Origin of the sequence: Mesorhizobium ciceri WSM4083 (assembly GCF_000519305.1) — a bacterium.
Taxonomy (GTDB): domain Bacteria; phylum Pseudomonadota; class Alphaproteobacteria; order Rhizobiales; family Rhizobiaceae; genus Mesorhizobium; species Mesorhizobium ciceri_B.
This window is the reverse complement of the sequence record NZ_JAFG01000004.1, coordinates 475,455-496,957: the sequence shown is the minus strand read 5'-3', so window position 1 is coordinate 496,957 and position 21,503 is coordinate 475,455. Positions and strand designations below refer to the sequence as shown.

Below are 21,503 nucleotides of genomic sequence, written 5' to 3'. Positions count from 1 at the left end.
TGTCGGACGGTCTTTGACGGGGACGAGCCCCGCCCGCCGATATCATGCCGGTTTGAAGTCGGTGAACACGGGTTCGCCGTTCGGCTTCAAGCCGGCCACAAGCGTGTCTCGATTCATGATGCCGGTGACCTCATGCGTCAGGAAAACGTAGTTGCCGTTCTCCTCCATGAGGTCCTGCAGCTTCTTGTAGATGACATCGCGTTTTGCCGGGTCGAGCTCGACCATGCCCTCGGCGTTGAGCTTGTCGAATTCCTCGCTGGAAAAACGCTCCCAGTTCCAGACGCCGATCTGGTCGCGGGTGAACCAGGCGGTGGCCCAGCTCGGGTCCGGCTGCATGGAGAAGCGGCTGATGATCATCTGCAGCTTCTTGTAGTAGTCGCCTTCCTTGGCGCCAAGCGTCCAGAAGGTGCCGCTGTCGTTCTGCTTGATCTCCACAGTGAGACCGACATCCTGCAGGTTCGACTGCACGACCTGCGCCGCGGTCAGCCGCTCGGTCTTGTTGAGGATGTCGAGCGTGATCGTGGTGCCGGCCAGCCCCTCCTTGGCGATCATGTCGCGGGCGCGGTCCGGATCGAAATCGAAGAGGTTCTTCTCGCGATGGCCAGGCAGGCCGGGCGCGATGATGCCGGTAGCGGTTGCCGCGGCGCCGAAATAAGCGGCGTCGACCACCGCCTTGCGATCCACGGCGTACTGCACCGCGCGGCGCATGTTGGGATTGTCGAAAGGCGCAACATCCTGGTTCATGCCGAGCCAGACAAAGGCCAGCGAAGGCTTCTCGACGACGGTCGTCTTTGGCGGCGGTGTCTGCTTCAGCCGCGAGATCGAGGAGACCGCGGTCCAGGTGTAGTCGAGGTCACCCGCCTCATAGCCGAGTTCGGCGGTCTTCTCGTCCTCGATCGGATGGATGTGGATTTCCGCGAAGGCGCCCTGCTCGTACTTCCAGTCGGGATTGCGCACCAGCACGGTGCGCTGCTTGGGCAGCCATTCCTTCAGGATGTAGGGGCCCGACTGGGCCACCGGCTTGACGCCCATCTTGCCACCGAGCTCGGTGATGGCGCGCTTCGACAGGATGGTGCCGGACGGCGTCGGCAAGGTCGACGTCCACAGCGGCGCGAAGGCCTGCTTCAGGTGGATCAGCCCCGACAGCTTGTCCTTGACCTCGACTTCCTTGAGCGTTGCCCAGTCGCCGGAATAGGGGCTCTTGTTGGCGGGGTCGGCGATGCGTTCGATCGAAAACTTGACGTCTTCCGCCGTCATCTGGCCGTAGCCGTCGGTGAAGCCGATATTGTCGCGCAGCTGGAAGGCGACGGTCAGCGGGTCGAGCTGCTTGATCGTTTCCGCCGCCATCGGCCGCCAGCCCCAGCTATCGCCCGGCGTGGTGACAACGAGGCCTGCGAAGATGACGCTGGTGATGTCGCCTTCGGGCGCCGCCAGCCGGAAACAAGGGTCGAGCGTCTGGATGTCGGCGTAGGAGCGCACCTTGAGGATCGGCCCGTCGCTCGACCAGGAAATTTTTGGATTGACCATTGAGGCGAGGCCGAAAGCGCCGGCTCCGGCGAGCAAGCTGCGGCGCGAAAGCCTGGTGTCGGCTAGAATGGACATGCTCTACCCCTCTGCTGTTTTCGTTGTCTTGTTTCCGGCCGTTGGCCATTCTCCAAGCCGGGCCGAATGTACCGGTCCGCTAAAACTGCTAATAATAGACATCTATGTCTAGCGAAAATTTTGCCGGCATGTCCGAATCTTGGATACAGACGATCTTGCGGGAAATCTCGATATCTGATCCGACCCCGCCGCTGCGTCGGCAAGGGCAAGCGGCTAAGCGCGACATGTGATCGCGCACACGGTGCGGCCTGGCCCGCCATTCGGTGGGGCCTGGATCAAGAGCTGGAGCGGAGACGCGCTCTCCGCTACCTTCACTTCCAGATTTCGGCCGCCAGGCGCACGAAATTGCCGCCCAGGACGTTGCGCACGGTCTGCTCGGACTGGCCGCGGCGCAGAAGCACATCCGTCAGTTCGCGCATCTGGCCGGGAGCCGCGTAGGTCGTCGCCCCTTCCGGATATTCGCTCTTGGGCCAGAATTGCGGATTATCGGAAATGATACGGTCGATGCCTTTGACGTCGACGGGGAAGGCGTAGTCCAGCCCGATGCCGACATGATCTGGGCCAGCCAGATCGACAAGATATTCGATGTGGTCGGCCAACCTGTTCGAGTCCGTCCGCCCTTCTCCCAGGAAACGATTGAGCCCAACGATCGCGACGATGCCGCCGGTACGCGCGCAGGCCTTTATCTGCTCGTCGGTGATGTTGCGGCCATGGCCGCACAGGGCCTTGGCGTTCGAGTGCGAGAAGATCACCGGCCGGTTGGAATATTCCATCACCTCCATCGAGGTGCGGTAGCCGGTGTGGGTGACGTCGACAAACATGCCGAGACGGTTCATCTCGTCGATGACCTGGCGGCCGAACGCCGTCAGACCGGTCTCGACATCGTGGCAACCGCCGCCGGCCAGGTTGTTCCTGTTGTAGGCGAACAGGATCTGGCGCACGCCCAGATGGTGATAGAACTCCACCATCTCGATGCGGCCGTCGAGTGCGTTCATGCCCTCGATGTCGAAGCTGATGGCCAGTTTGCCCTCGAGCTTGGCCTTGCGGATTTCCGCGACCGAGGAGACCAGAGTGTAGTGCTCGGGGTTGGCAAGGATCCAGTGGTGGAAATTTGCCAGCGTCCGCACTGTCTGCTCCCAAGGCAACAGATCGAAGCCGACATCGATCGACAGATAGTCGACGCCGGCGTCGCGCCATATCTGCAGATTGTTCAGGTCCGCCGCCGGATCCGGCATGAAGCCGGAATGCGCGTCCCATATGATTTCACTGTCGAAAATGGCCTGGGCGGCAGTCGAAACGCTCACTTTTTCCTCACTCTCTTGGTGACACCAACATAGCGGAAGGCCGGATCAAGCGGCGTTCCGGACGTACGATCCAGATGCAGTGCGCATCAAGTATCAGGCCACAGACACATGTGTCTAGACAGTCCGGAATGAGCCTGTATGGTCGCCGACGCTGCATGTCGCTCCGACCGGATCATCAGCAAAGGGAGACCAGGGATGAGCTCAAACGGCCGCCATGGCGGAGGCGATAGCAGGCATATCGCGGTGATCGGCGGCGGCATCATCGGCTGCAGCGCGGCTTTCCATTTGCTGCGGTCCGGCGTGCGCCGGGTCACGGTCATCGATGCCGGCCAGCCGGGTGCCGCGACCACAAGCGCTGGTGCTGGCTTCGTCTCCCATTGGTCCGCCGGCATGATCCCGCTTGGCGAAGAGGGCCTCCAACTGCAGCAATATGGCCTCGATTTCTATCGCCGGCTGCACGAGGTCGGCGTCGAGATCGGCTATCGGCCGAACGGCACCTTGATCATGGCGCTGACCGAAGATGGGCGCGAACGCTTCGTCCGCCCGGTGCTGGACTCTCCCTATGCGCCGCCGGAAATGCAGGACCTGAACGCCGCGCAGATCGGCCAGAAGATGCAAGGCCTCATCGATCCGGCCCGGGTCCATTCGGCGGCCTACAATCCGCATGGCATCCAGCTCGACACCAAGCTGGCAATGGGTGTGCTGACCGGCCAGATTGGCGAGCTGGGCGGCGTATTCCGCAGCAACACACGCGTGACGGCCGTTCATGATGCCGGCGACCGGGTGACGATCGAGACCGACCAGGGCAGTCTTGAGGCTGACAGTGTCATCGTTGCCGCCGGCGCCTGGAACAACCAGGTCATATCGGGCCTCGGCTGGCAGTTGCCATTGCTGCGCGTTGTCGCAACGCGCATCGTCACCGACGATCGTGGGCTGCCATCGACCATTCCCACGGTCCAGTGCCGCGAATTGCGGCTGTGGCTGCGCGAGACATTCGGCGCCGTCATGTGGGGAACCGGCCGGCACTACAAGCCGCTGTACAAGACGGATGACAGCGAAATTGAGCCCGGCCAGCCGCACAATCTCGAACTGATGCAGGAGACCTCCGAGCAGGAGCTTGCCGAGCTGCAGACGGTGTTCCCGCCGCTACGCGGTTCGACGATCGCGAGCTGGGCACAAGGCGTGCCGTGCTACACGCCTGACAACGGCCTTATCGTCGGCAAGATCCCCGGCAGCGACAATATCGTGGTTGTCGGCGGCGATAATGAGAGCGGCGTCACCCATGGACCGGGGCTGGGCCGGCTCTCCTGCGAACTGGTCCTCGGGCAGACCCCATTCGTTTCCGCGGAGCGGTTCCGTGTCGATCGCTACGCCTCCGATGCCTTCAAGTCGGAAGCCGAAATCGAGGCCGCCATGCCGGCCTGGGGTGCGCGTCATGAGGCGTCGCGGTTTGGCCGCGAGGCCTGATCTGTCAGCTGTCACTGACGCTGACTTGTCAGCTGTCACCGACGCTGACTTGTCAGCTGTCCCCGACGCTGGCTTGTCAGCTGTCGCCGACGCTGCCGAGCAGCGCCAGCACCACCGCCCTGACCACCGGGCCGGCATTCTTCCTCTTGACGATGTGGAAGGAGCCGGCGTGACGACGTGAGGTCTTCGTCAGCCGGACGAGCTGCCCGCGGCGCAGATGTTCGTCGGCAAACCCGGCCCAGGCGAGCGCGGCGCCTCGCCCGGCGATGGTTTCGTGGATCATCGACATGTAGCCGGTGAACCGAGGTCCATCGAGTTTCCGGTCGGTTCCGATCCACGATTGCCAGCTGTCGATCGCGCCCGGCGGCGTCACCTGATGCAGCAGCGGCACTGCCATGAAAGCCTCTGGCTCTTCCGAGGCGAGCGCCGGATAACGCGCCAGGAACGCCGGCGCGCAGACCGGGAACCATTCACCGTCGAGCAGTTTTTCGGTCACGAAGTCGGGCCATTGCCCGGCTTCGCCGAAACGGATCGACAGCGCCACTTCAGGTTGGTCGAAATCCCTGTAGTCGGTGGATGTCTGCAGCAGCACCCGGCCATCGGCAACCTGCGATGTGATGAGGCCGAAGCGCGGCATCAGCCATGCCTGCGCGAAGTCGTGGCTGCAGCCGACCACGAATGTATCGCTGTCGTGCGCGGTCAAATCCTCGACCGCTTGCCTGATGGTGCCGAGACCGTCGCGGATCGCTTCGGCCAGCGTGTTGCCGGCCCCGGTGACGGCGACGCGGTTGCCCTTGCGCGTGAACAGTTCGATCGACAGCTGGCGCTCGAGATTGGCGACATGCCTGCTGACCGCCGATTGGGCGATGTTGAGCTCCTGCGCGGCCAGCGTCAGCCCGCCATGCCTGGCGGCAGCCTCGAAGACGACCATGGCGTTCAGCAGGGGAAGCGATGTCTTGAGGGTTTTCACGATCCGAACCTGCATTCATGCCTTTTCGATATGAAGGTCTATCATTTCTGTATTTGCCGCAAGCCTTTCCGCATCGCACACTCTATCGAAACGTCATCCTAACGCCAGCGAGCAGAAAGGTGTTTGCCGTGCAGGCCTACACACCGAACAGCCAGCCTGTCGACAGAAGCGAGACCGTCAGGCTGATCGACCGGCAACGTCCGGACTGGTCTCTGGAACAGGCCTTCTATGCCGACCCGGCGATCTTCGCGCTGGAACGGGACTTGTGGTTCCCACGCCAATGGATGCTTGTCGCCCATGCCAGCGAGGTGCCTGAAAAGGGCCGCTACATCGTGCGCCAGCTTTTCGACGAGGAGATCATCGTCGTGCGCTTCGGCGACGGCGAGGAGGACATCGCGGCCTACTACAATGTCTGCACCCATCGCGGCTCGCGGCTCTGCGCCAAGGACGGTCGCGGCAAGCTTCTGGTCTGCCCCTATCATGCCTGGTCGTTCAGGCTGACCGGCGAACTAAAGTCACGGCAGGATCTACCGGCAAGCGTCGATGCAGAGGCGCTGGGACTGCACCGCGTGCCCTGCAAGAGTTTCGGCGGCCTCGTGTTCTGCGGCCTCGATGCCAATTCGCTGCCCGACATCCAGCCTGTCGCGGACGGGCTGACCGGCGGCTTGCGCGAAAACGGCCTCGACCGTGCACGCATCGTCGTGCGCAAGAATTACCTGACCAAGGCGAACTGGAAGCTGGTGCTCGAGAACTTCCTCGAATGCTATCACTGCCGGCCGGCTCACCCCGAATATTACCGCGTCAACGGCCACGTCAAAGTGACCGCGACCCGCGACGCCGACAAGGCAGTCGCGTGGCAGGACGAAATCGAGGCCTGGCACAGCGTCATCGGCGATGCCGAGTTCCACAAGGGTGCGTGGCAGGCTGGCGACCTCGACACGATGCCGTTTGCCATGCACCGCAAGCCGATTGGCTCCGGCCGCAACACACTATCCAATACGGGTGAGGGGGTCTCTTGCCTGATGGGCGGTCGTCACGCCTATGATGGTGGCGAAAGCGGCTTCCGCCTCGGACGCCTGTCGTTTGCAAGTGCTGCCAATGACTATGTCACGCTGTTCCAGATGATACCGCGTAGCGCCACGGAAACCGACGTCATCCTGACCTGGCTCGTCGACAAGGATGCTGAAAAAGACATCGACGCCGATGCGATCAGCTGGATGTGGGACGTCACCACAATGCAGGACAAGAAGATCACCGAGGATAATGCCGACGGCATCATGTCGCGCGCTTACCGGCCAGGCCCCTATACGCCGCTGGAAAGCCAGACCTCGTTCTTCGTGCAGACCTATCTGTCGGAACTGCGTTCGCTGATCACCGGCACGCGCGGCGCGCCGATCAGCCAATGGTCTGCGCCGAAGGAACTTTTCGCTTCGCCGAAAGCGGCGAGCTGCAATACGCGCCTCTGACCCGCGGCCGAAGATGCCTCTTTGAGGCGTCGCATTCCGATGCCATATGAAGGTGGCCGACGGAATGTTGCGGGAGACGGTTTATGACCAAAGGTTCGGATCTGTTCGTCGCGGCCCTTGAGAACGAAGGGGTCGAACGGATTTTCGGCATTCCGGGCGAAGAAAATCTCGATATTGTCGAATCCATCCGCCGCTCCTCGATCCAGTTGATCCTGACCCGTCACGAGCAGGCAGCCGCTTTCATGGCCGCCACCTATGGCAGGCTTACCGGAAAGCCGGGTGTGTGTATCACCACGCTTGGCCCAGGCGCGCTCAACCTTTCGACCGGTTCGGCCTATGCGCTGCTCGGCGCGATGCCGATGATCATGATCACCGGCCAGAAGGGCATCCTGTCATCCCGGCAGGCGCGCTTCCAGATCGTCGACATCGTCGCGGCGATGAAGCCGCTGACCAAGCTGTCGCGCCAGATCGTCTCGCCGAAGATGATCCCCTCGCTGGTGCGCGAAGCTTTCCGTGTCGCCCAGGAAGAGCGTCCCGGCCCCGTGCATCTTGAACTGCCGGAAGACATTGCAGCGGCCGAGTGTGAACCGGTAGCACTCGTGCCGACGCACCCGGTCGAACTGCCGCTGGCCAGCCCCGGCGCGCTTGATCGCGCCGCCCGTATGATCCTGGAAGCCAAACGTCCGCTACTGATGTTCGGGGCGGCGGCGTCGCGGCCGCGCGTGACCCCCGATGTCGCGCAGTTCGTGCTGCGCACGCAAATTCCCTACTTCACCACGCAGATGGGCAAGGGAACCGTGCCCGGCGGCACGGAGCTCTATATGGGAACGGCAGCCCTTTCGGAGCGCGACTATGTGCACGAGGCCATCGAGCAGGCCGATCTGATCATCACCATCGGTCACGACACGGTGGAGAAGCCGCCCTTCATCATGGGGGCGAAGGGGCCGAAGGTCATTCATGTCGGCTACCATTCAGCCGACGTCGAGCAGGTCTATTTCCCGCAAGCCGAAATCGTCGGCGACCTCGGGCCTTCGCTGGCGCTGCTGGCCGACCGCATCGAGGGCAAGATCCCCAACGCACAGGCGCTGCTGCCGCTGCGGGAAGGCATTCTGAGCCGGATCGCCGCGCGCGCCACCGAAGATCGCTTCACGCCGCAGCGCATCGTGCATGACGTGCGCGCCGTGATGCCGCCGGACGGGATCCTCGCCCTCGACAACGGCATGTACAAGATCTGGTTCGCGCGCAACTACCGGACGCGCATGGCAAACACGATCCTGCTCGACAATGCGCTGGCCACCATGGGCGCGGGCTTGCCGTCGGCGATGATGGCGGCACTGCTCTATCCGCAGCGCCGTGTCATGGCGATCTGTGGCGACGGTGGCTTCATGATGAACAGCCAGGAACTGGAGACCGCCGTCAGGCTCAAGCTCAACCTCGTCGTCCTGCTGCTCGAAGACCATGCCTACGGCATGATCCGCTGGAAGCAGGCGGTCGATGCGTTCCCGGATTTCGGCATGATCTTCGGCAATCCCGATTTCGTCAAGTATGCCGAGGCCTATGGCGCCAAGGGGACCAGGGTTGCGGAGATCGCCGACTTGCGGCCGGCGCTGGAACAGGCCTTCACCGGCGGCGGCGTGCATCTCGTCGTCGTGCCCATCGACTATTCCGAAAACACCAGGGTGCTTGTCGACGAACTGCGCGAGCGGCTGCCGGCGCCGCAGACGCCCTGACGGCAGCGACAAAGCCGCCGTCAGGATTGCCTGGGCGGAAGAACCTACACCTTGCAGTAAGGCGTGACCGGCGCGATGGTGCCGAAATCCTTGACGATTTCGTAGCCGATGCCGTCGGCCGCCGCCTTGCCCACATAGGAATGGCACAGTGTGTGGTTGTTGGTGGCGTCAACGCGGATCTTGCCTTGCGGTGCGTCGAATTCGATCGACGGCAGCGCCGCCAGCACATCGTCGTCCTTCAGCGATCCGGCCTTCTCGGCGGCCAGCGCGTAGAGATGCAGGCCGTTGTAGCCGGCCTCGCCGATGCCGTTGACCATTTTCTCCTGGCCGAACTTTTCGCGGAAGCTCGAGATGAACTTCTTGTTGACCGGGTTGTCGAGCGCCATCCAGTAGGGCTGCGGCGCGTAGGTCCCTGCCGCGACGCCGGGCGGCAGAGCGTCCTTGTTGAAGACCTCATCGAGCGGCGCGATCAGCGGCTGCTTGATGTCGAAGCTGCGATACTGCTTGAGCTGGGTGACGGCGTCGTTGCCGACCACCATCGACCAGACGACATCGGGCTTCAGCGACTTGATCTTCTGGAAGGCCGGGCCGAAATCGGTGGTGCCGAACGGATAGTAGTCGGCGCCGATGATCTTGCCGCCGGCTTTCTCATAGGCCGCCGTGATCGCCTCGGTCATTTTCTGCGGCCAGGCATAGTCCGAGGCCATGACATAGATCGTCTTGCCGAGGGTCTCGGCCACCCATGGCATCATCGGGTCGACCTGCTGCATCGGGATCGGGCCGGTGGCGACGAAGTAGCGGTTGCATTCGCCGCCCTCGAAATTGGTCGGGTAGAAGAACAGCTTCTTGGCCTTCGATGTCACCGATAGTGTCGCACTGCGCTCCGGCGAAATGATCGTGCCCATGATCACGTCGACCTTGTCTTCGTTGATGAGCTTGCGCGCCTTGTCTATGGAGCCCTTGGTCGTGGTCTGGTTGTCCTCGATGATGAGTTCGACCTGGCGTCCGCCAATGCCGTTGGCGGCGTTGAGTTCGGCGGCGGCCAGCTTGTAGCAATTGAGCAGCGTCTCGCCGAGGATCGCCTGTAGTCCGGTGATCGGGATCGACAGGCCGACCTTGACGGTGTCGGCGGCGCGCAGGATTGACGGCGCGCCGACGATGGCAAAGGCGGCCGCGGCGCCGCCGGATTTCAAGACAGTTCTTCTGCTTATCATTGTTGTGTTCCCTTCCAGTCCCAGACGCGCCCCATGCACGCCCTACAAAGCCAACAGGTCCTTCAGCAGGGTCTCGTCGGCGAACGCCTCCGGCGCGCCTTCATGGACGATCCTGCCCTTCTCCATCACCAGACAACGGTCCGATGCCTTGAGAACGAGATCGAGATTCTGCTCGACCAGAACGATCGCGATGCCACGCTCGCGGGCGATGCGCGGCACCAGTTCGGCGATCGATTGCACGATGTTCGGCTGGATGCCTTCAGAGGGCTCGTCGAGCAGCAGCACCGACGGCAGGCCGCACAATGCGCGGCCGATCGCCAGCATCTGCTGCTGGCCACCCGAAAGCGTGCCGGCGACCTGCGCTTCGCGTTCGCGCAGGATCGGAAAATAGCCGAAGATGTCGGCCGGGATGCCGCCGTCGCCACGGTCCTTGGCGGCGCGGGTGCCGACCTCCAGGTTCTGCCGCACGGTCAGCTGGTTGAAGATCCCGCGCCCCTGTGGCACATGCGCGATGCCTGCGCGCGCCCGGCGGAAAGCCGGCGCGTTGGTAAGGTCCCTGTCGCCGAGAACCACCGCGCCACCGCTCGCCCGCAAGCCGCCGGCGATGACGCGCAGCAGCGTCGTCTTGCCGGCGCCGTTGCGGCCGAGCAGGCCGACGACCTCGCCGGGTGCGACACTGAGGTCGATGCCGTTCAGCACCGGAAGCAGGCCGTAGCCGGCCGAGACCGCAAGTGTCCGCAGCATGGTCAGCGCCTCCCCAGATAGACATCGCGGACCATCTCGTCGGTCTCGATGTCATGGAAAGGGCCGCTGCGCAGCCGGCGTCCCTGGTGCAGCACCAGCGTCTCGCAGTTCAGCGCCCGCACGAAGCGGATGTCGTGCTCGACGGCAACGATCGAGAACTCGCCCTTGAGCCGCAGCAGCATGTCGGCCGTCGCCAGCGTTTCCTGCGGCGTCATGCCGGCGGTAGGCTCATCGAGCAACAGAAGCCTCGGCTCGATTGCCAGCGCCATGCCGATCTCCAGCCATTGCTTCTGGCCGTGCGCGAGTTCGCCGGCCAGTGTGGCGGCGCGGTTGCCGAGCGCGACCAGTTCCAACAGTTCGCCAACCGGCCGGACAGGCGAGGGCGCGCCCCAACGCGCGACTTTCAGATTGTCCTCCACCGAGAGGCTCGGGAAGACGGACGGGATCTGGAATTTTCGCGCAATGCCGAGCCGGGCGATGCGGTGCAGCGGCAGGCCGGCTATGTCGTGGCCGAGGAAGCGCACGCTGCCGCTGGTCGGGCGCAGTGTACCGGTCAGCACATTGAGGAAGGTGCTTTTGCCGGCGCCGTTCGGGCCGATGATGCAGCAGAGTTCCTTGTCGCGTACGGTGAGGTTCAGGGCCTCCAGCGCCTGCAGTCCGCCAAAGCGGATACCGACATTTTCAGCCTGCAGCAGGATGTCGCTCATTGTGCGCGCCTCCCGCCTTTGAACAGGGCTTTCAGTCGCGCGTAGATCGACAGGATGCCGTCCGGCAGGACGAAGACGATGATGACGAAGACGCAGCCGAGCAATAGCGGCCACAGGCTCGGGTTGAAGCTGCTGATGGTCTGCTGCGCACGCTGGATGAAGATGGCGCCGAGCACCGGCCCAAGCAGCGTGCCGCGCCCGCCGACCGCCACCCAGACGATCACCTCCGTCGACAGGAGCAGTCCGGACAGGTCGGGCGCCACCAGTCCTGCCATGCAGACATAGAGCGCGCCGGCAAGTCCGGCGATCGCCGCCGACAGGACGAAAGTAACGAGCAGCCGCAACGGCGCATTGTGGCCGAGCGCGGCCGCCCGGACTTCATTGTCTTGAATGGCGGTCAGCACCGTGCCCCAGCGACCGCGGCTGATCGACCACAGCGCCAGCACCGTCACGGCGACTATGGCCGAGACGAAGATGTAGCTGGGCAGGTCCTGGCTGAGATCGATGTGCAGGCTGCCAAGATCGAACTCGATCGGCGGGATGCCGATCAGGCCGCTGTCGCCGCCGGTGACCGAACTCCACGAAACCGCGGCCTGCTGGCAGATGACGCCCATCGCCAGCGTGACGATGGTGAAATAGCTGCCACGAATGCCGCCGAAGAACAGGAAGTAGCCGATGATAGCGGCGACGAAGGCCGCACCCGCCACCGCACCGATGATGCCGAGCAGGCTTCCGAAGGGGATGGCATCATTGAGCGTAACCAGCGCCATGATGTAGCCGCCGATGCCGAAGAAGGCGGCGTGGCCGAAACACAGGATTCCGGTGCGGCCCCAGAAGAAGTCGAGGCTCGCCGCGAACAGGCCGAAGATCAGCGCGTCGCGGATCACCGTCAGCTGATAGCCGCCGGCAAAGAGCGGATAGACGACCGCGAGCGCCACGCAGATGGCGAAGATCAGCAGCCAGTTGCGGTCGCGGGCGATCATCGCGACGCTCCGTTGAACAGGCCGTTGGGTCGCAGCCGGACAGCGACGATGGCCGCCAGCAGCACGATCGCCTGCGCCAGCGACGGCGAGATCTGATAATTGAGGATGCTGGTCAGCCCGCCGACAAAGACGCTGCCGGCGACGAGGCCGCCGATCGAGCCGACGCCGCCGACGATGACGACGAAGAAGGCGTTGGCGAGATAGTTCACCCCCATCTGCGGCAGCACGATCGCCAGTGGCGCGACCAGTCCGCCGGCAAGCCCGGCGATGGCTGCGCCGAAGGTGAAGGCGATAGCGTAGGTACGCCGCGTGTTGATGCCGACGCCCTCGGCCATCTCGCGGTTCTGGATGACGGTGCGGATGTCGAGGCCGAAGGACGTCCGGCTGATCAGCAGGATGACGCCGAGCAAGGTCAGCATGGCGATGCCGATCAGGATCAGCCGGTAGGCCGGATAGACGGTGAAGACGAGGTCGAGCGTGCCCTCGATCGGCGGCGTCACCGGCTTGGCGCCGAGGCCGAAGGTCAGTTCCAGCCCTTGCTGCAGGATCAGGCTGACGCCCCAGGTGGCGAGCACGGTCGAGACAGGTCTGGAATAGAGATGGCGGATGATGGCGAATTCGAGGATACAGCCGACCACCGCGCCGGCAATGGGCGCCGCGGCCAGGCCCAGCCAGAACGAGCCGCCCATGCTCTGCACGAAATAGACGGCGAAAGCGCCGACCGTGACGAACTCGCCATGCGCCAAATTGGTCACGTTCATCAGCCCGAAGCTGATCGCCAGCCCGAGCCCGACCAGCATCAGGATGCTGATCAGCGTCAGCGCGTTGAGAAGCGTGGTGACGACAAAATCCATCGCGTCAGGCCGCACTGGCGAGACGTTGGCGCAGGCCGGCGAGCAGGCCTTCGGCGGCATCGATCACCGCGGCCTGATGCGACTGCAGATCCTGCCCCGCCCAGTCGTCGATATGCTCCGACAACGGGTCGACCACTTCGGTGCGATGGTTGGCCAGAGTCTCGATGACGGCATGGCCGCAGAACGGTACATAGCCCTCGGAGTAGCCGCCCTCATGGGTCATCATCAGGCGCCCTTGCGAAGTTTCGGCGGCCAGCGCCACCATGCGCGCGGCGAGCCGCCTGAAGCATTCGCTGTTGAGCATCATGCGGCCGAGCGGATCGAAGCCGGACGCGTCGAAACCGGAGGCGACGATGACGAGGTCCGGTCTGTAGGCGCGCAGCGCCGGCGCGACGACGCGGTCGAAGGTCGCTTCATAGGCGCCGGTCCCGCTGCCGGCCGGCAGCGGGATGTTGATGTTGTAGCCTTCACCGGCATCTTTCCCGTTGTCGGCCAGCGCACCGCGCCCGGTCGGGTAGAGATTGTCCTGATGCAGGGAAATGGTCAGCACCGACGGGTCGGAATAGAACACCGTCTCGGTGCCGTTGCCATGGTGCACATCCCAGTCGACCACCGCGGCCCGGCCAAGCAGGCCTTCATGCTGCAGCCGGCGGACAGCGACGCCGATGTTGGAGAACAGGCAGTTGCCCATCGCCTGGTCGGGCTCGGCATGGTGCCCCGGCGGCCGCGCCAGCGCATAGGCATTGTCGACGCGCCCTGTCAGCACGGCGCGCATGGCGGCATAGGTGGTGCCGGCCGACAGCAGGGCGATATCGAAACTGTTGAGACCGATCGGCGCCTGCGGCCCGGCGAAACCGGAGCCCCGCTCGCTGAGCATGCGGATATCGTCGACATGGCGTTGCGTGTGGACGCGCAGCAGGTCCTCGACCGAGACCGGTTCGGGGATGATCGGGACGAGATGGCGCGACAGGCCGCTGACCTGGATGAGGTTGTTCAGCCGGCGCTTCGAACCGGGAGATTCCAGATGGCGGCCGGGTTCCACGAAACGGCCGGGCGGCATCATGTCGGCACTGGAGCCGGTGTCGTGCCACATCAGCTGTTCGTGAAAAACGTAGCCTGTCGCCATCCGCAGCGTCCTCTGAAAACCAGGTGACGCTAGCAGGCTAACGATCATGTGGCCCGACCCGAAAGAGGGGTCGCGCCTGTTATCTATGCCCCTCCTTTCGGAGGGGTATGGGCGCCTGCGGACCCTTGCGCGGCGCGCACGGCCTGGACCCGGTTGGTCACCGCGAGCTTGCCGAAAATGTTCTTCAGGTGCCATTTCACCGTGGTTTCGCTCACCGACAGCGCCAAGGCGATATCGCGATTGGACATGCCCTCGGTGAGATAGCGCAGCAGTTCGGCCTCGCGCTGGGTGAGCTGTTCCTTCTCAGCGGCTGGTGCAGCCAGCTTGCGTGTCGCGACAGGCATTGTCTGCGCGGCGTCGATGATGCGCGTGGCATAGGCTGACAGTGCTGGATCGGTCTTTGCCTGGGCCGCACGCAGCCGCATCAACCCGTCGATAACAGGCCTTCCCTCGTCGACGAAGGAACGGATGAAGCCGGAGGGTTGGGCGAGGCGCAATGCATCGAGGAGATTGCGGTCTGCCTCGCGTTGGTCGTGGGCAGCGCTGGCCGCTTTGGCGTGCAGGATCAGCGCCAATATATGGCGGCGCATGCGCCCGCTGTCTTTCGTGCGCTCCAGCAGCGCCTCGAAAACCTGCGCCGCAGCTGTATAGGATTTCTCGGCCGTCAGCAGGCGGCCTTCGGCGAAGAACTCGAACTCGTTGGCGGTGGTGATGGCCATCGAAGCCTCGGTCCCTTCGCCGCGATGCTCGGTCAGCAGCGCGCGCGCCTCGGCAATACGGTTCTGGTCGAGCAGCACACGTATGCGGTCATGCACGATCATCGATGCCAGGCGGCGATACACCGTGCCGTGTACGCGTTGATAGACGCGCTCCAGCATGTCCAGTGCCGCTTCGGTGCGACCGGTCAGCTGCAGCACGCGGGCATAGGTCGGTACGCTGGCCAGGGGATAGACGATGACCGCCGCGCCTTCGATCTGCGGTCCGAGATTCTCGACCAGGGTCAGCGCCTCGCCCGACGCATTGGTCTCGTAGGCAAGTTCGGCAAGCAGCGTTCCGGCCAAGGCCTCGGCATAGGAGTTTGCACCGATCCGCGCCCTGGCCTCGATGATGGCGTTGCGCAGCAGCCGTTCGGCGGCGGGCAAGCGTCCCGCCGAACGCTCGACGACGGCCATGTAGCAATTGGCGATGGTGACGCCGAGCAGACTGCCGCTTCGCTCATGTGCCCGTCGCGCCGCATCGATCGCGGCGCGCGCACCTTCGAGGTCACCCAGCGCATAGAGATTGTAGCCGATGACATTGGCGGTCGCGCCCTCCATGAACCAGGCATCGGGTGCGATGACGCGCAGCGCCGCAAGGGCTGTGTCGCGCGCCTGATCGAACTGCTCCAGCGTGCTGTAGACGGCAGCGGCGAGAACCACGAGCTCGGCCTCGATCGTCGTGCCGGTCATCGTGCCTGGGTCATTGCTGTCGGTCGGTCCGGTCTCGACCAGCTTGCGCGCATTGCTCAGCGTCTGCTGGGCAATCTCGGGTTGGCTGCTGTGCACCGCCAGCCACAGCACGACGAGCTGCAGCCGGATGCGCTGGTCGATCAGCTTCCTCGGCAGCAGTGCCAGCAACTGGCGTACGTAAAGAAGCTGGCACTGGGCGATGAGGTCGAGCGCGTTGTTCTCGACGAACACCGCCGCGCGGGCCTGGTCGCCAGCGGCGAGCGCGTGGCCGATCGCCTCGGTCAGCATCTTGCGCTCGCCGAACCATTCGGCCGCCGCCAGATGCAGCGGCGCGATCATCTCCGGTTCGCGCCGTTCCATTTCGCGGCTGAGGAAATCGCGGAACAGATGATGGTAGCGGAACCAGCGCCGCTCTTCGTCGAGCGGGACGAGGAACAGGTTGCGCGTTTCGATCTCTGTGATCGCCGCCTCGGCATCGGCCGCCCGCATCACCGCCCGGCAGGCTTCGGCGCTGAAGCGTTCGAAGATCGAGCTGTAGAGCAGGAACTTTGCGATTGCCGGCGGCAGTTCCAGGAACACTTCGCCCATCAGGAAGTCGGCGACGTTGCGGTTGGCGCCGGTGAAGTTGCCGATGACGGTTTCGGGTGCATGTGCGGCACTCAGCGACAGCGAGGCCAGCTGCAGCCCGGCGGCCCATCCTTCGGTGCGCGAGCACAAGGTTTCCACCGTGCCGCTGCTGACGCTCAGGCCCAGCTTCTCGTTGAAGAAGGCTTCGGCCTCGGACGAAGCGAAACGCAGATCGTCGGGCCCGATCTCGAAAACGTCGCCTAGCACCCTGAGCTTGCCGAGTTGCAGGTCGGGCAGGCTGCGCGAGCCGATGACGAAGGCAACGTTTGCCGGCGCCTGCCGGGTCAGGCGCTCCATGAACCGCTTCACCGCCGGCGCCTCGATGGCGTGGTAGTCGTCGAAGAACAAGGTGATGTCGGCCTCGCGCGCCGCGAGGCCCGCCACAAGTGCCGAGAGCACGACATCGAGCTGGGGGATGGGGCTCGACTGGAAGGCTAGGTCGAGTTCCGCCGGGCTCTGCACCAGATGGCGCAGCGCGCCCACCAGATGCGATAGGAAGGCACCTTCGTCATTGTCCGTTGCCTCGCAGGACAGCCATGCTGTCAGCCGGCCGTGGCGCGCGACTTCCGCGGCCCATTGCGCCATCGTCGTCGATTTGCCGAAGCCGGCCGGCGCGGCGAACAGCACGATGCGCGTGTCGATATGGCGCTCCAGCGTCGACAGGATGGTCTCGCGGCGAACCCATCGGCGATGGTGCGGCGACGCTTGGCTGACGGATTGCGGAGCTGCTCTCATCTAGGTCCGCACAACCTGCCGGTTCTGCGGGGAGGCGCGGTTGCCAGTGCCCCGCTCTGCTTCGATCAGCGGAATCTGCGGTGCAACATGGCGCGGCAAGGTTCCCTTGATCCGGGGATCGTCGACGATCTCAAATCCCGTCGCAAAGGGCGCGAACCCGCAGGCGCTGTAGAACCCGATGACGCTGTGATGGTCGAAGCTGCTTGTATGCAGCCAGATACGGTTCGGGTTGAGGCGCCATGCGAGATCCAGTGCGCCAGCCATCAGCCGCTTGCCGAAACCTCGGCCGGTCAGGGAGGGGAACAGGCCGAAATAGGTGATCTCGATCTCGCTGCTGTCGGCGGCGAAGAACTCGACCATGCCGAGATGCGCGCCGGTCTCGTCATGGCCGTAATAGAGATGCTGGCGCGGATCGGCAAAATGCGCCGCGATCTCGGCGTCGGACATTTCGGGGACGCGATCCCACAGCCAGGGCGCGCCGATCTCGAGGAAGATCGCCCGATAGGAAGCGCAGTCGGGCGTCGTGATCCGTGTCATGGCCAAGGGGTGCGCGAGATCGGGCTGCGGCGAGCGCGCCTCCATCCACGTCACCGCATTGGCAAGCTTGCCCGCCGGCAGGCGATGGTAGCCAATGGCGAGATCGGTGATTTCGGCCGGCATCGTGTCTTCGGTGATCAACGCATTCCTCGTCATGTCTTCCAGAGATAGCAGTATCGGCTTGCTGCATCCGATGCCAACTCCCCAAGACCATGGCAGCATCGAACGGCAAGTCCTGGACTGAAAGTTTGGCGCGTATGCCTCTTGCATTTCACAGGAATGGCATATGAGATATGATACACCATCCAGAAGAAAGTGAAATATGATGCCTGAGCGGATTGCGGATGAGGCCATTCTGAGCGCGGTCGATGACGGCTTCGCCCGACAGGTCGCGTTTCTGCAAGACCTCGTGCGGTTTCCATCCCAGCGTGGCGAGGAACATGCCGCACAATCGTTCATGGCGGCTGCCTATGAGGCTAACGGCTATGCGGTCGACATGTGGCGCGTCGATGTCGATGCGATCCGCGACTTGCCCGGTTTTTCACCTGTGGCGGTTTCCTATGATGATGCCTTCAATGTCGTTGCCACGCACACGCCGAGAACCGCGACCGGCCGCTCGCTGATCCTCAACGGCCATATCGATGTCGTGCCGACCGGACCGCTCGACCGCTGGGTGCGCGATCCCTACGACCCGGTGATCGAGGACGGCTGGATGCATGGCCGCGGCGCCGGCGACATGAAGGCCGGCCTGTCCGCCTGCCTCTATGCGCTGACCGCCTTGCGCAGCCTTGGCTATCAGCCGGCCGCGAACGTTTACCTGCAGTCGGTGGTCGAGGAAGAATGCACCGGCAATGGCGCGCTCGCTTGCCTGCAGCGCGGCTACCGCGCCGACGCCGCCTTTATTCCCGAACCGCTGGAGCCGAGATTGATGCGGGCACAGGTCGGTCCGATCTGGTTCCGGGTCGAGGTCGACGGCGACCCGCAGCATGCCTCGGGTGCATTCTCGGCCGGCGCCAATGCCATCGAAAAAGCCTTCATCATCATCCAGGCGCTGAAGCAGCTCGAAATCGTCTGGAACGCGCGCAAGGTCGACGACAAGCATTTCCACGATCATCCGCATCCGATCCGCTTCAACCTCGGCAAGATCGAAGGCGGCGAGTGGACATCGAGCGTTCCGGCGCGCTGTGTCTTCGAGATGCGCGTCGCCACCTATCCCGGCCAGAGGCTCGAAGACGCCAGGGCCGAGCTTGAAGCCTGCATTGCCGACGCGGCGCGTGCCGATCCGTTCCTGGCCAATCGCCCACCGACGATGACCTACAACGGCTTCATGGCCGAGGGCTATGTGCTGGAGGGCGCCGACGAGATGGAAGCCGTGCTGCGCCGCAGCCATACCGCCGTGTGGGGCGAGCCGCTGACGGAACACGTCACATCGGCGACAACCGATGCGCGTTTCTTCGGCCTCTACGCCGACACGCCGGCGATCGTCTACGGCCCGATCTGCCGCATGCCGCATGGCTATGACGAAGCGGTCGATCTCGACTCGGTGCGCAAGGTCACCCAGACGATCGCGCTGTTCATTGCCGACTGGTGCGGCCTCGAACCTGTCGAGGCCAAGCCATGAATACGGCCGTCCCCGATGCGTTCGGCGAAACGCTCGCCGAGGACGCGCCGGATGTCTCGACCGCCGACGCGCTTGCCATCCTGCGCCAGCACTATGGGCTCACCGGCACCGCGCGTCCGCTGCCTGGCGAACGCGACCACAATTTCCATATCCAGACCGATGGCGATGGCGAGTTCGTCCTGAAAATCTCCCATCCGGCGGAAGAGGCCGGCTTCACCGATTTCCAGAACAAGGCGCTCGACCACATCCTTGCGGTCGACCCCACTTTGCCGGTTCCCTCGGTGCGCAAAAGCCTCGAGGGCGAAGCGCAGTTCGCGGTCAGCGTCGCTGGATCGGCGCCGCGCATCATCCGGCTGGTGACCTATCTGCCCGGCCAGTTGCTGTCGCGCTCACCGACTTCCGAGGCGCAGGATCGCAATCTTGGCATCTTCCTCGCCCGCCTTGGCAGGGCGCTGCGCGGCTTCTTCCACCCGGCCGCTGGCAACGACCTGCTCTGGGACATCCGCAAGGTCGCCAAGACACGGCCGATGATGGCGCACATCACCGATCCGAGCCGGCGGGCGACGGTCGAGCGCGCGATCGACTCCTTCGAGGAGCATGCGGCGCCGGTCATCCCCACCCTGCGCGCGCAGATCGTCCACAACGACATGAACTCCTACAATGTGGTGATGGACGCGTCGCGGCCGGAGATCGTCAGCGGCATCCTCGATTTCGGCGACATGATCCATTCACCGCTGATCTGCGACCTCGCCATCGGCGCCGTCTACCGCTGGCCGGCGGAAGGTCATCCGCTTGCGCCGGCGGCGCGCTTTGTCGCCGGCTATCAGTCGGTGCAGCCATTGGAGGCCGAAGAGATCGGCATTCTTTTCGACCTGATCCGTGCCCGACTTGCGCTCATTGTCAACATCGCCAGTTGGCAGGCCGAGCGGTTCCCGGCCAAGCGCGATTACGTGCTGCGCCTCGCCACCGAAGTCTGGGCCTCGCTCACACGGCTGGACGACCTGTCGTCCGCTGATGCTCGCCGCTATTTTCTCGACCATTCCAATCCGGAGTAGATGCTCGTGTCCCTGTCCTCGCCATATCCTTCAAATGCCGACGCGGCTGCATCGGAGCGCGCGCTGCTCGAGCGCCGCGCCAGGCTGCTCGGGCCGACCTACCGCGCCTTCTACCGCAACCCGATTCATCTGGTGCGCGGCAGCGGTGTGTGGCTCTACGATGCCCAGGGCCGCAGATTCCTCGACGCCTATAACAACGTCGCCTCGGTCGGCCACTGCCACCCGCGCGTTGTCGAGGCGCTGTCCGGACAGGCCGCAACGCTCAACACCCACACACGCTATCTCAGCGAGATCATCCTCGATTACGCGGAAAAGCTTCTCGGCACCGTTCCGGCCCATCTCGGCCATGCCATGTTCACCTGCACCGGCAGCGAGGCCAACGATCTCGCCATCCGCATCGCCCAGCATTCCAGCGGCGGCACCGGGGTGATCATCACCGACTTCGCCTATCACGGCGCCACGATCGCGACGGCGCAGCTTTCACCGGCTGCTGTCGGGGCAAAGGGCGTGCCCGCACACCATCGCACCGTGTCGGCGCCGGACACATTCCGCGACCGTGGCCGGGCCGCGCATGATTTCGCTAAAAATGTCGCCGCCGCCATCGAGGACATGCGCACAAAAGGCATCGAGCCGGCGGCGCTGCTTCTCGACTCGGCCTTTTCCAGCGACGGCATCTTCTTTCCCGATGCGGCGGTGATGCGCGAAGCGGCGGATCACGTCAAAAAGGCCGGCGGCATCGTCATTGCCGATGAGGTCCAGTCCGGCTTCGGCCGGCTTGGCCAGGGAATGTGGGGTTTCGCAAACTATGGCATCGAGCCCGACATCGTCACGATGGGCAAGCCGATCGGCGACGGGCATCCGATGGGCGCCGTGCTGGTGCGGCCGCAGCTTGTCGCGTCCTTCGGTTCGAACACCGGCTACTTCAACACATTCGGCGGCAATCCAGTCGCTGCCGCCGTCGGCCTCGCTGTGCTGCAGGTGATCGAAGGTGAAGGACTGATCGAGAATGCGCGCAATGTCGGCGCTTATACGGCTGAGCTGCTGCGCGCCCTGCAGGGCCGGCATGGCGCGGTCGCCGATATCAGGCACAACGGCCTCTATTTCGGCATCGAACTGACGGCGGACGGTGACGAGGCGCTGGCCGCCACCAAGACATCGGCGGTCGTCGACGCCATGCGCGAGGACGGCGTGCTGATCTCGTCCTGCGGTCCGCGCGGCAATGTGCTGAAGATCAGGCCGCCACTGCCGTTTGCCAGGGACAATGCCGAGCAACTGGCCGAGACGCTCGATCGCGCTTTGTCGAACTGGTGATC

At 64.1% G+C, this 21,503-nt stretch carries 17 protein-coding genes; 6 read left to right on the top strand and 11 right to left on the bottom strand.

The genetic code is table 11. The features are described 5' to 3' along the window. Positions 1-42: 42 nt before the first annotated feature. Positions 43-1,602, bottom strand: a complete 1,560-nt coding sequence (locus MESCI2_RS0108260) for an ABC transporter substrate-binding protein (RefSeq protein WP_027036167.1) — start codon at positions 1,600-1,602, stop codon at positions 43-45. A gap of 311 nt (positions 1,603-1,913) precedes the next feature. Continuing rightward, complete coding sequence (locus MESCI2_RS0108255; protein ID WP_050596499.1) at positions 1,914-2,906, bottom strand: dipeptidase; 993 nt, start codon at positions 2,904-2,906, stop codon at positions 1,914-1,916. A 195-nt stretch (positions 2,907-3,101) separates the two neighbouring features. Between MESCI2_RS0108255 and MESCI2_RS0108250 the strand changes: the two genes are divergently transcribed. Further along, the gene (locus MESCI2_RS0108250) at positions 3,102-4,373 is read left to right on the top strand and encodes an NAD(P)/FAD-dependent oxidoreductase (RefSeq protein WP_027036165.1); all 1,272 of its coding nucleotides are present in this window, start codon (positions 3,102-3,104) and stop codon (positions 4,371-4,373) included. A 76-nt stretch (positions 4,374-4,449) separates the two neighbouring features. Here the strand turns inward: MESCI2_RS0108250 and MESCI2_RS01000000134475 are convergent, their stop codons facing one another. Next, a complete protein-coding gene (locus MESCI2_RS01000000134475; protein ID WP_050596498.1) occupies positions 4,450-5,358 on the bottom strand; it encodes a LysR family transcriptional regulator in 909 nt (302 codons plus the stop codon). Positions 5,359-5,471: 113 nt separating this feature from the next. On the opposite strand from MESCI2_RS01000000134475, the gene MESCI2_RS0108240 reads away from it, so the two are divergent. Together MESCI2_RS0108240 and MESCI2_RS0108235 are read left to right on the top strand one after the other, a co-directional pair. After that, the gene (locus MESCI2_RS0108240) at positions 5,472-6,809 is read left to right on the top strand and encodes an aromatic ring-hydroxylating oxygenase subunit alpha (RefSeq protein WP_197031527.1); all 1,338 of its coding nucleotides are present in this window, start codon (positions 5,472-5,474) and stop codon (positions 6,807-6,809) included. A gap of 83 nt (positions 6,810-6,892) precedes the next feature. Then, the gene (locus MESCI2_RS0108235; RefSeq protein ID WP_027036163.1) at positions 6,893-8,539 is read left to right on the top strand and encodes an acetolactate synthase large subunit; all 1,647 of its coding nucleotides are present in this window, start codon (positions 6,893-6,895) and stop codon (positions 8,537-8,539) included. 44 nt (positions 8,540-8,583) lie between these two features. Here MESCI2_RS0108235 and MESCI2_RS0108230 read toward each other — a convergent pair whose 3' ends face one another. The 8 genes from MESCI2_RS0108230 to MESCI2_RS01000000134470 form a co-directional block, all read right to left on the bottom strand. Further along, positions 8,584-9,753, bottom strand: coding sequence for a substrate-binding protein (locus MESCI2_RS0108230; protein ID WP_027036162.1), 1,170 nt, complete (start codon positions 9,751-9,753; stop codon positions 8,584-8,586). A gap of 42 nt (positions 9,754-9,795) precedes the next feature. Beyond that, positions 9,796-10,497, bottom strand: a complete 702-nt coding sequence (locus tag MESCI2_RS0108225) for an ABC transporter ATP-binding protein (RefSeq protein WP_027036161.1) — start codon at positions 10,495-10,497, stop codon at positions 9,796-9,798. A 2-nt stretch (positions 10,498-10,499) separates the two neighbouring features. After that, a complete protein-coding gene (locus MESCI2_RS0108220) occupies positions 10,500-11,204 on the bottom strand; it encodes an ATP-binding cassette domain-containing protein (RefSeq protein WP_027036160.1) in 705 nt (234 codons plus the stop codon). Then, positions 11,201-12,187, bottom strand: a complete 987-nt coding sequence (locus tag MESCI2_RS0108215; protein WP_027036159.1) for a branched-chain amino acid ABC transporter permease — start codon at positions 12,185-12,187, stop codon at positions 11,201-11,203. Before MESCI2_RS0108215 ends, MESCI2_RS0108220 begins: the two co-directional genes overlap by 4 nt. After that, a complete protein-coding gene (gene urtB, locus MESCI2_RS0108210) occupies positions 12,184-13,041 on the bottom strand; it encodes an urea ABC transporter permease subunit UrtB (protein WP_027036158.1) in 858 nt (285 codons plus the stop codon). The genes MESCI2_RS0108215 and urtB overlap by 4 nt, the downstream gene beginning before the upstream one ends. 4 nt (positions 13,042-13,045) lie before the next feature. Next, positions 13,046-14,167 (bottom strand): class II histone deacetylase, encoded by a 1,122-nt coding sequence (locus MESCI2_RS0108205; RefSeq protein WP_027036157.1) that lies wholly within the window; start codon positions 14,165-14,167, stop codon positions 13,046-13,048. Positions 14,168-14,250: 83 nt separating this feature from the next. Beyond that, positions 14,251-16,977: a LuxR C-terminal-related transcriptional regulator gene (locus MESCI2_RS0108200; protein ID WP_027036156.1), complete on the bottom strand. Its 2,727-nt coding sequence runs from the start codon at positions 16,975-16,977 to the stop codon at positions 14,251-14,253. Beyond that, the gene (locus tag MESCI2_RS01000000134470) at positions 16,978-17,670 is read right to left on the bottom strand and encodes a GNAT family N-acetyltransferase (protein ID WP_081738637.1); all 693 of its coding nucleotides are present in this window, start codon (positions 17,668-17,670) and stop codon (positions 16,978-16,980) included. Between the two features lie 169 nt (positions 17,671-17,839). Between MESCI2_RS01000000134470 and MESCI2_RS0108190 the strand changes: the two genes are divergently transcribed. The 3 genes from MESCI2_RS0108190 to MESCI2_RS0108180 are packed head-to-tail and all read left to right on the top strand — an operon-like array spanning position 17,840 to position 21,501. Then, on the top strand, positions 17,840-19,135 hold the full coding sequence (locus MESCI2_RS0108190) for an ArgE/DapE family deacylase (RefSeq protein ID WP_027036155.1): 1,296 nt from the start codon (positions 17,840-17,842) through the stop codon (positions 19,133-19,135). Further along, the gene (locus tag MESCI2_RS0108185) at positions 19,132-20,190 is read left to right on the top strand and encodes a phosphotransferase (RefSeq protein ID WP_027036154.1); all 1,059 of its coding nucleotides are present in this window, start codon (positions 19,132-19,134) and stop codon (positions 20,188-20,190) included. The genes MESCI2_RS0108190 and MESCI2_RS0108185 overlap by 4 nt, the downstream gene beginning before the upstream one ends. After that, positions 20,191-21,501: an aspartate aminotransferase family protein gene (locus MESCI2_RS0108180; RefSeq protein WP_027036153.1), complete on the top strand. Its 1,311-nt coding sequence runs from the start codon at positions 20,191-20,193 to the stop codon at positions 21,499-21,501. Positions 21,502-21,503: the final 2 nt, after the last annotated feature.

What these genes read in the sequence shown, in the direction of transcription:
- MESCI2_RS0108260 (WP_027036167.1), bottom strand. Translation starts at nt 1,602, where the DNA reads ATGTCCATTCTAGCCGACACCAGGCTTTCGCGCCGCAGCTTGCTCGCC.
- MESCI2_RS0108250 (WP_027036165.1), top strand. Translation starts at nt 3,102, where the DNA reads ATGAGCTCAAACGGCCGCCATGGCGGAGGCGATAGCAGGCATATCGCG.
- MESCI2_RS01000000134475 (WP_050596498.1), bottom strand. Translation starts at nt 5,358, where the DNA reads ATGCAGGTTCGGATCGTGAAAACCCTCAAGACATCGCTTCCCCTGCTG.
- MESCI2_RS0108235 (WP_027036163.1), top strand. Translation starts at nt 6,893, where the DNA reads ATGACCAAAGGTTCGGATCTGTTCGTCGCGGCCCTTGAGAACGAAGGG.
- MESCI2_RS0108230 (WP_027036162.1), bottom strand. Translation starts at nt 9,753, where the DNA reads ATGATAAGCAGAAGAACTGTCTTGAAATCCGGCGGCGCCGCGGCCGCC.
- MESCI2_RS0108225 (WP_027036161.1), bottom strand. Translation starts at nt 10,497, where the DNA reads ATGCTGCGGACACTTGCGGTCTCGGCCGGCTACGGCCTGCTTCCGGTG.
- MESCI2_RS0108220 (WP_027036160.1), bottom strand. Translation starts at nt 11,204, where the DNA reads ATGAGCGACATCCTGCTGCAGGCTGAAAATGTCGGTATCCGCTTTGGC.
- MESCI2_RS0108215 (WP_027036159.1), bottom strand. Translation starts at nt 12,187, where the DNA reads ATGATCGCCCGCGACCGCAACTGGCTGCTGATCTTCGCCATCTGCGTG.
- urtB (WP_027036158.1), bottom strand. Translation starts at nt 13,041, where the DNA reads ATGGATTTTGTCGTCACCACGCTTCTCAACGCGCTGACGCTGATCAGC.
- MESCI2_RS0108205 (WP_027036157.1), bottom strand. Translation starts at nt 14,167, where the DNA reads ATGGCGACAGGCTACGTTTTTCACGAACAGCTGATGTGGCACGACACC.
- MESCI2_RS0108200 (WP_027036156.1), bottom strand. Translation starts at nt 16,977, where the DNA reads ATGAGAGCAGCTCCGCAATCCGTCAGCCAAGCGTCGCCGCACCATCGC.
- MESCI2_RS01000000134470 (WP_081738637.1), bottom strand. Translation starts at nt 17,670, where the DNA reads ATGACGAGGAATGCGTTGATCACCGAAGACACGATGCCGGCCGAAATC.
- MESCI2_RS0108190 (WP_027036155.1), top strand. Translation starts at nt 17,840, where the DNA reads ATGCCTGAGCGGATTGCGGATGAGGCCATTCTGAGCGCGGTCGATGAC.
- MESCI2_RS0108185 (WP_027036154.1), top strand. Translation starts at nt 19,132, where the DNA reads ATGAATACGGCCGTCCCCGATGCGTTCGGCGAAACGCTCGCCGAGGAC.
- MESCI2_RS0108180 (WP_027036153.1), top strand. Translation starts at nt 20,191, where the DNA reads ATGCTCGTGTCCCTGTCCTCGCCATATCCTTCAAATGCCGACGCGGCT.